At 65.7% G+C, this 1,040-nt stretch carries 1 protein-coding gene; it reads left to right on the plus strand.

Annotated elements, in window-relative coordinates; translation table 11 throughout:
* Positions 1 to 1,040: flavodoxin-dependent (E)-4-hydroxy-3-methylbut-2-enyl-diphosphate synthase (gene ispG, locus ABFY07_RS42675; protein WP_346179611.1), on the plus strand; the 1,040-nt coding region annotated here is incomplete at both ends.

Here is a 1,040-nt window from a genome sequence, read left to right on the forward strand (position 1 = left end):
TCCAGGTCGGGTCGGTGGCGGTGGGTGGGGACGCGCCGGTGTCGGTGCAGTCGATGACGACGACGGTGACGGCGGATGTGGGTGCGACGCTGCAGCAGATCGCGGAGCTGACGGCTTCGGGGTGCGAGATCGTGCGGGTGGCGTGTCCGTCGCAGGACGACGCGGACGCGTTGCCGGTGATCGCGCGGAAGTCGCAGATTCCGGTGATCGCGGATATTCATTTCCAGCCGAAGTATGTGTTCGCGGCGATCGATGCCGGGTGTGCGGCGGTGCGGGTGAATCCGGGGAACATCCGGCAGTTCGACGACAAGGTCAAGGAGATCGCGAAGGCGGCGTCGGAGGCGGGGGTGCCGATCCGGATCGGGGTGAACGCGGGGTCGCTGGACAAGCGGCTTCTGGCGAAGTACGGGAAGGCGACTCCGGAGGCGCTGGTGGAGTCGGCGTTGTGGGAGTGCTCGCTGTTCGAGGAGCACGGGTTCCGGGACATCAAGATCTCGGTGAAGCACAACGACCCGGTGGTGATGATCAACGCGTATCGGCAGTTGGCGGCTCGGTGTGACTATCCGCTGCATCTGGGGGTGACGGAGGCGGGGCCGGCGTTCCAGGGGACGATCAAGTCGGCGGTGGCGTTCGGTGCGCTGCTCAGTGAGGGGATCGGGGACACGATCCGGGTGTCGTTGTCGGCGCCTCCGGTGGAGGAGGTGAAGGTCGGTATCCAGATTCTGGAGTCGTTGGGTCTGCGGCAGCGGCGGTTGGAGATCGTGTCGTGTCCGTCGTGTGGTCGGGCGCAGGTGGATGTGTACAAGCTGGCGGATGAGGTGACGGCGGGTCTGCAGGGCATGGAGGTGCCGTTGCGGGTCGCGGTGATGGGGTGTGTGGTCAATGGTCCCGGTGAGGCGCGGGAGGCTGATCTGGGGGTGGCCTCGGGCAATGGGAAGGGGCAGATCTTCGTCAAGGGTGAGGTGATCAAGACCGTGCCCGAGTCGAAGATCGTGGAGACCCTGATCGACGAGGCCATGAAGATCGCCGAACAGATGGAG

Source organism: Streptomyces sparsogenes subsp. cuspidosporus, from assembly GCF_039532705.1.
In the GTDB taxonomy this organism is placed as follows: Bacteria; Actinomycetota; Actinomycetes; order Streptomycetales; family Streptomycetaceae; genus Streptomyces; species Streptomyces sparsogenes.